We start from the raw sequence: 8,060 nt of genomic DNA, 5'->3' as shown, positions 1-8,060 counted from the left end.
GGGAACAAAGAATTAAACTGTGAGACCAAAAGTATCATTTTAGATGCCACCACTACCGGCAATGTTGATTACCTGTGGAACACCGGGGCCACTACTGCTGCTATTGAAGTAGCCACTGCCGGGGACTATTCCGTACTGATCACCAATCAGGATAGCCAGTGTACTGATGAAGATTCCCTTGAAGTAATATATATAACAGACACCGAAATACCAACCATTACATGTCCTGCTGATCTAATGGAAGTATCTGCAGATAAAGGAATATGTCAGGCAACTCAGGTTGATCTTGGTATATCAACAGTTTCTGATAATTGTACCGCCAATGAAGACTTAATTATCACGAACGATGCTCCTGAGATTTTCGAAGTGGGCAAGACTGTGGTAACATGGACGGTAAAAGATGCTACTGGAAATTTATCTTCCTGTGAGCAAATCGTAATTGTAAAAGATAACGAAGCTCCGGTTCTGGAAGAAATGAATGACATTACCGTAAACAATGACCCTACTATTTGTGGAGCCGTTGTAAACTTCGGGGTGGTTGGAGCAACTGATAATTGTGAACTTGATTCAGTAGAGATTACCGAAGGATTTGAATCAGGTTCTGTATTCCCAGTAGGGGAAACAACCGTAACTTACACCGTGACCGATGTTAATGATAATATTTCGACAGAAAGTTTTACCGTAACAGTTGTGGATAATGAAACTCCTGAAATTAGCTGCCCGTCAGCTATAATTGTGGGCACTGAAACCGGGGTTTCTTATGCCACTGTCGATTTTGAAAATGCCACAGCGACTGATAATTGTTCCGTTAGTGTTGAACAAACCGGCGGACCTGTTTCAGGATCTCAATTTGAAATTGGGGTAACCACTATTACTTTCACCGCTACCGATGCATCTGGAAATACTTCAGAATGTAGCTTTACCATAACTGTGGAGGACAATGAAGATCCAACCATCTCCTGCCCTGCTGATATTAATCAAAATGTAGATGCAGGTGTTTGTGGAGCAGTTGTAAACTTTGAGACTCCTTCTGGTTTGGATAATTCAGGGAATGTTACTGTAGAGCAAACAGCAGGTTTAGAATCGGGACAGGTTTTTCCGGTAGGAATAACAACTATATCTTTCACGGCAAAAGACGCAGCAGGTAATAGTATAACATGTAGTTTTAAAGTAACAGTTGCTGATGATGAAGCTCCGGTAATTGATGATATAAACAATATCACTACTAATACTGATGCAGGAATTTGTGGAGCCATTGTAAACTTTACTGTTCCTAACGCTACTGATAATTGCGAAGTAGAAAGTGTAATCCTTACAGAAGGACTGGAGCCTGGAACTGTATTCCCGGTTGGTGTTACCAAAGTAACCTATACCGCTACTGATAATAACGGCAACATAGCAACATCTTCTTTCACCGTAACTGTGGTCGATAATGATGCTCCATCAATAGAATGTCCAGATAGTATCACGGTAAATGTTGAAAATGGCGTAACTGGTATGGTTGTAAACTATGCTACTGTCACCACTACAGATAATTGTGAAGGAACAACGGTTGAACTTACTTCCGGAATTGCTTCCGGTCAAGAATTCCCTGTGGGAGAAACAGTTGTAACTTATACTGTAACCGACGCATCTGGAAACTTTACCACATGTAGCTTTACTGTAACTGTAGATGTAAATGATCCTGCACCAGCTCCAACAGCACCAGATGTTGAAGTAACCCAGGCAACATGTGCATTGCCAACAGGAACAATTTTAGTTACTGTGATCGACGGACTTACTTACAGCATTGATGGGGAGAACTACCAGGAAAGCGGATTGTTCGAAACCCTTGCTCCCGGAACCTATCAGGTAACAGCTATGGACAGTCTGGGACAAATTTCAGATACTACTGAAGTTACTATAAACGAGCCTGTAGCCGCAACTATTGAGACAAATACTATAGACCTTTGTGTAGATGATTCAGTGTATGATCTGTTTGATTTGCTATTGGGAGATTACGATGATAGTGGAATGTTTGTAGATACCAATAATACTGGTGCTCTGGATGATGGATTTATTGATCCTTCCCTACTTGAAGTTGGAACATATCAGTTTACCTATCAGGTAGAAGGAAACTGTCCGTCAAGTACCCTGGTTACCGTGTCTATTAATAATGATTGTGTGGTGTTAGCATGTAGCACTGAAGATATAAGAGATAGTATCTCCAAAGCGGTAACGCCAAATGGGGATAGGATCAATGATACTTTTGAAGTAGATCCTGTTAACAGTTGTGGCTTTACTTATGATGTGAAGATCTTTAACAGATGGGGTGCGAAAGTATTCGAAGCCAATGATTATCAAAACGACTGGGATGGTTATTCAGATAGTTCATTTACTAGCTCTAACCAGCTTCCTTCTGGAACCTACTTCTACATTGTAGAATTCAGAAATAACGACTTCCAGCCCATACAAGGTTATATTTACTTAGGAACTAAATAAAAAAAGGGAAACCATGAAAAAAGTTTATCTAATCATATTGATTTTATTTGTTGCAGCCCCAGCATTTTCGCAACAGCTCCCTCAGTTTACTCAATATATGTACAATACTATCTCTATTAACCCGGCGTATGCCGGAAGCAGGGACGGGTTCTCCATCACCGCTTTAAACCGGAACCAATGGGTTGGTGTAGATGGAGCCCCTGTAACTCAAACCTTATCTATACACTCTCCCCTGAGAAATGATAAGATTGGTTTAGGCTTATCTGTGATCAACGATAAAATTGGAGATGAGAATACCACCTTTGTATATGGAGATTTCTCTTATCGTGTGGATCTTAGCGCCGATATTAGTTTGAGATTAGGCTTAAAAGCCGGAGCCTATTATTATGGCCTGGATGATCCAACGGTTGGAAGTGATCCCTTCTTTTCTGATGATTTTAATCGATGGACGCCCAACTTTGGTGCGGGTGCCTACCTTTCAGCTCAAAACTGGTATGTAGGATTTTCCGCTCCAAAAATGATCAACAAAGACAATAATCGTCTTGAAGAATTTAAAGCACTCGAACAGGTTCACTATTATCTTACCTCAGGATATGTATTTGATGTAAGCAATAATGTGAAGCTGCGACCTTCGGCCTTGGTTAAGGCAACCAGTGGAGCACCGCTATCCCTAGATCTTACCGGAACTGCAATCTTTAATGAAAAATTCTATCTTGGGGCGAATTATCGTTTGGAAGATGCGGTAGGTGCGTTTCTGGATGTTCAGTTATTCCCGGGTTTTAGAGCGGGATATGCTTATGAATATTCAATTTCAGATATTCAACCTTATACTTCGGGATCACATGAATTCCTGCTGATCTATGAATTCAGATTCAAAAATACCAGGTACAAATCGCCTCGATTCTTTTAATTTAACCTGACTATTATGAGAAAATATTACTATCTGTTTATTATCTTTTTTGCTCTCCCGGTGCTAACTCAGGCCCAGAGTGGAAAGCAGAAAAAAGCTGATAAGCTCTTCAAAGAATTTGCTTATCTGGAAGCTACCGATGTTTACAAGGAACTAATCGAGAAGGATTATCATGTTTCTGAAAATAGTAAAAAACTGGGTGATGCTTACATGATGCTTAGAAGTCCGGAAAACGCTGTTTTCTATTATGGCGATGTGATTGAAGAAGAAGGAATCTCTCCGGAATATTATTACAAATACGCCCAGGCACTTCGTGGAGTTAAAAGATATGATGAATCAAGGGAATACCTTCAGAAGTATTTAGATAGCGGCAGGGAATCTAACGATATCGAAGAAATGATCGAAGGGGCAGAATTCAGGAACATGATCATTTACAAGTTAAAAAATGGTGGTTTTAATTCTGAAATGAGTGATTTCGGGGTATTCGAAAAAGATGGAAAAATTTACTTTGTATCTGCCAGAGCACAGGGAATTGCTGAAAAAGATAAAATTTATAGCTGGAATGGGGAACCATTTCTTGATGTGTATATAACAGATTCTACCGGAACAGTTAGTCCGGTAACCGGGGATATCAATACAAAATTACATGATGGGCCTGTAGTGATTTCTCCAGATGGGAATACCATGTATTTTACCAGAAATAATTTCCTTGATAATAAAGAAGGGAAAAAAGATAAAGAAAGGACCAACCACTTAAAATTGTATTCAGCCACGAAAACGGGAGCGGAATGGAAAGAGGTTAAAGAAATTCCTTTCAACAGCAACGATTACTCTATTGGTCATCCCAGCCTTTCCGCAGATGGTAAAACACTTTATTTTACCTCAGATATGCCAGGCGGAATCGGTGGAACCGATATTTATAAGGTCGCCATCAATGAAGATAAAACTTTTGGTGCACCCGAGAATTTAGGTGAACCTGTAAATACTGAATTTGACGAGACTTTCCCTTTTATGGATGCTGACGGGATTTTATATTTCTCTTCAAACGGCCATCCGGGACTTGGGTTATTCGATATTTTCAGAATCGATCTAGATGAAGATGCTATCGTTGAAAATCTAGGCGAACCCATGAATAGCAACCTGGATGATTTTGCCTATTTTCAGGTAAGCGATTCCAAAGAAGGATATATTTCTACCAACCGCGAAGGCGGGAGCGATAACATTATGAGCTTCAATAAACTTAATCCTTTAACTTTAAAAGGTACAGTGACAGATGCTGTGAATGGGGAACCCATTGCTGCGGCAACGCTAAGGTTGATGGATGAGAATAATGAACAAATTGTATTTCTGGAAACTAATGAAGATGGCTATTATGAAACGATAGTTGCCAGAGAAAAGCAACTCCCTATTGAAGCCAAGGAAATTAAGTATGAAACTTTTAATGGAACCGTAAATACAGTAAATCAGGATGATCACGAAGAATTGATATATGACATTCAGCTGGATCCAATCGCAGATGTGGAATATCTGGCGGAAATTGACAATATTTATTTCGACTTCGATAAATCGAATATTCGGCCAGATGCCGCTACTGAATTAGACAAACTGGTTAATTTAATGCAAAATACCTATCCTAAACTTGTAATCGCCATTGGTTCTCATACAGATAGGAGAGGTTCCAATGCTTATAATGAAAAACTTGCCGAAAGACGGGCGAAATCTACATACGACTACCTGATCTCTAAAGGAATTTCTGCGGAAAGAATACAGGAATATAAAGGTTTTGGTGAAACCAAACCGGCCATAGACTGTGAGAGGTGTTCAGAAAAAGACCATCAATTAAACAGAAGGTCTATGTTTAGTGTAGTAGAAATGAAAAATTAATTACTGGAGAAGAGTTTAAAGGCTTTACACCCCCTATTATTTTCAGCAAATGCTGAAGGTTAAAGCTAAAAAGACTCTTCTCTTTTAATTTTAAATAAAAAATTTCTTGAAACCGACTATCCTCAAAGCAAAGCCATAGAGGTATTTCGTCAGTTTCATTTTGGTCTCTGATTCAAAAAACGAAATTTTGTATTTTACCTCACCCGGAACTGCGAAAAAGCAGTTCCGACCTCTCCCAAGGAGAGGTAAAGGGGAAACCCTGCCCGTCCGGCAGGCGGGCCCGAAGTAGAGCCGTCTGGGAGTTATTTAGATTAAAGGCTTGGATTTTCTTAAGATATTAACAATTGCAAATCGACCCCAACCAATCGATGCAAAGAAAAAGGTTCAGCCCCTAGCCTGAACCTTTTTCGCTTTTGTACTATTCTCTGTCTTAGTTAAGTATATTGTTATTTCTATTTCTGGCATAATTGATGACTCTTTGTTATAAAGAATTCTTAAAAAATTGTGCTATGCAACTAATAAAGAAATGGATTCCGGTAATTATTTTAGGTTTTTTACTTGCTTCCTGTGAAAAAGATGAAGAATCCCTAAACACGAATTCAAATTTTACTGAAGAACAGCAAAACGAAAACACCAGCGGTGTGGATCCGGCAATAGCAATTGAAGATTTTATATATCGTGGTCTTAACGATATCTACCTTTATAAAGCTGAAGTTCCGGAACTTACCGATAATTATTTTTCCAATGACAATGAAAAATATGATTTTTTAGCTGGACACAATTCTCCTGAAAAGCTCTTTAATGCCCTTAAATATGAGGACGACCGCTTCAGTTTTTTAACTGATAATTATAGTGATCTGGAAAACAGTTTTCAGGGAATTAGCGGTAGTACCGGCATCAAATACGGAATAGGGCAAATAAGCGGTACCAATAATGTATTTGGTTATTTACGATACGTTCTCCCGGGAACTTCTGCAGCTGAAGCAGGATTAACCAGAGGTACAGTTTTCACAGAAGTTAATGGAACTCAATTGACCTCTTCTAATTTTAACAACCTTTTAAATGCAGATTCTTTTACCATAAATATTGGAAAGATCGAGGACAACAGGATTTATATGACAGAAAAAACTGTGACATTAACAGATGATCCTTATACTTCCAACCCAATTTTACTAGCCAAAACCTTCGAAATGGGAGGAAAAAAAATAGGTTATTTAATGTATACGAGTTTTATATCAGATTTTGATGATGAGCTAAATACAGCATTTGGGGATTTTAAAGCTAATGGCATCACCGATTTCATACTCGACTTAAGGTACAATGGTGGTGGTTCGGTAGTTTCGGCGATAGATTTGGCCAGTATGATCACCGGTCAGTTTGAAGGTAAAGTATTTATGAAAGAACAATGGAACCAGGATTATCAAAGTTATCTGGAACGACAGGATCCTGAAAGCATCATTAATCGCTTTGATTCTAAAATTAGAAATGGGGCGACGATCAATAGTCTTAATTTAAATAAAATCTATGTGCTTACTTCCCCTTCCAGTGCTTCTGCAAGTGAATTGGTCATTAACGGATTGGATCCCTATATAGATATAATTCAGATAGGTACAAATACCGTGGGAAAATTTCAGGCTTCCGTTACCTTATATGATAGCCCAAATTTCAAAAAACAAAACGTGAATCCAAATCATAAATATGCTGTACAACCTCTGGTATTTAAATCTATCAATTCTGCCGGAAGAACAGATTATGTAAACGGTCTTGCACCAGATATTGAATATCGCGAAGACCTGAATAATTTAGGAATGCTAGGTGATGAGAATGAACCTTTACTGCAGCTAGCTCTTAATGATATTCTGGGAAGAGCGCAAAGATCACAGGAACTACTTTCAAATGGGAAAGGGGATAAATTTATGCTGCTAGGTGAGAGTGGAATGAAAGGCTTTAATTTTCAGGAAATGTATATTGATGAAGTTCCCGAACTGCAATAACAACACTTGTCAAACTGAAAAGTCCCATTCAAAACGGGACTTTTTCAGCTAATTCTGTAATAGTAAAAAAAGGGGCCAGCCTCTAGCCTGGAACCCTTTTTTTCAATTTGGGGGGAAACAAAACTTGCGGTTATTTTTTTATAAAAATATTGGTGAAATAGTTTTTACCTTCGGCATCCTGTCTAACTGAAATTCCGAAGTGTGTATGGCTATCTTCAATATTTTGCTTGTGTTCTTTACTTTTTAACCAGGCTTTTACAACAGCGTCTGCCGTTCTATAGCCATAGGCAACATTTTCGCTTACTTCTCTTGCTCCGGTAGCATTCATGATATAAGAAGCTCTAAAAGAAAAATTATCATGACTTACTACACCTTCATCTATCATATAAAAATTGTGGTCTTCTGCTTCAATCGATAATTCCTTTAATGGTTTAAGGTCTGCCAAACCATTTGCTTTTCTATAGATATTGATTTCCTCTAAAATTTGGACTTCTATAAGATCGTAGTTATAATCTGTTGCTCTGGTGGCTACCTGATCGTATGAGGTTACCTGCTCATCTATACTTTCTTTGGAACATGATGTAAGAAAAAAAGTACATGCTAATAAAAATAATCCTACTGTAGTAATGTTTTTCATCGGTCAGGTCATTAGATTCAGAAAGGATAAATATACCTAAAACATCGACTAATAACCTGATTAGCTTAAATTTACTATTAATTTTATGATAAATTTAACTTAAATTGTAGGAAATAACTTTCTACGTGATTTATATATTTCGATTAAAAGGTAA

General features: G+C 38.2%; 5 protein-coding genes. 4 read left to right on the top strand and 1 reads right to left on the bottom strand.

The genetic code is table 11. From position 1 onward, the window contains the following. The 4 genes from DHD80_RS18650 to DHD80_RS18635 all read left to right on the top strand — a co-directional run. Window positions 1–2,481: HYR domain-containing protein (locus DHD80_RS18650; protein WP_251742983.1), on the top strand; the 2,481-nt coding region annotated here is incomplete at its 5' end. Window positions 2,482–2,494: 13 nt separating this feature from the next. Further along, window positions 2,495–3,391 (top strand): type IX secretion system membrane protein PorP/SprF, encoded by an 897-nt coding sequence (locus tag DHD80_RS18645; RefSeq protein ID WP_251742982.1) that lies wholly within the window; start codon window positions 2,495–2,497, stop codon window positions 3,389–3,391. 15 nt (window positions 3,392–3,406) lie between these two features. Beyond that, a complete protein-coding gene (locus DHD80_RS18640) occupies window positions 3,407–5,275 on the top strand; it encodes an OmpA family protein (protein WP_251742981.1) in 1,869 nt (622 codons plus the stop codon). Window positions 5,276–5,784: 509 nt separating this feature from the next. Next, complete coding sequence (locus tag DHD80_RS18635) at window positions 5,785–7,269, top strand: S41 family peptidase (protein ID WP_251742980.1); 1,485 nt, start codon at window positions 5,785–5,787, stop codon at window positions 7,267–7,269. A 130-nt stretch (window positions 7,270–7,399) separates the two neighbouring features. Here the strand turns inward: DHD80_RS18635 and DHD80_RS18630 are convergent, their stop codons facing one another. Further along, a complete protein-coding gene (locus DHD80_RS18630) occupies window positions 7,400–7,906 on the bottom strand; it encodes a CAP domain-containing protein (RefSeq protein ID WP_251742979.1) in 507 nt (168 codons plus the stop codon). Window positions 7,907–8,060: the final 154 nt, after the last annotated feature.

Origin of the sequence: Gramella sp. AN32, assembly GCF_023718305.1 — a bacterium.
In the GTDB taxonomy this organism is placed as follows: domain Bacteria; phylum Bacteroidota; class Bacteroidia; order Flavobacteriales; family Flavobacteriaceae; genus Christiangramia; species Christiangramia antarctica.
The sequence above is the reverse complement of the archived record's forward strand: the minus strand, read 5'-3'. Positions and strand labels throughout refer to the sequence as shown.

Excerpts from the sequence above, each read along its gene's own strand:
- DHD80_RS18645 (WP_251742982.1), top strand. The coding sequence starts at position 2,495 with ATGAAAAAAGTTTATCTAATCATATTGATTTTATTTGTTGCAGCCCCA.
- DHD80_RS18640 (WP_251742981.1), top strand. The coding sequence starts at position 3,407 with ATGAGAAAATATTACTATCTGTTTATTATCTTTTTTGCTCTCCCGGTG.
- DHD80_RS18635 (WP_251742980.1), top strand. The coding sequence starts at position 5,785 with ATGCAACTAATAAAGAAATGGATTCCGGTAATTATTTTAGGTTTTTTA.
- DHD80_RS18630 (WP_251742979.1), bottom strand. The coding sequence starts at position 7,906 with ATGAAAAACATTACTACAGTAGGATTATTTTTATTAGCATGTACTTTT.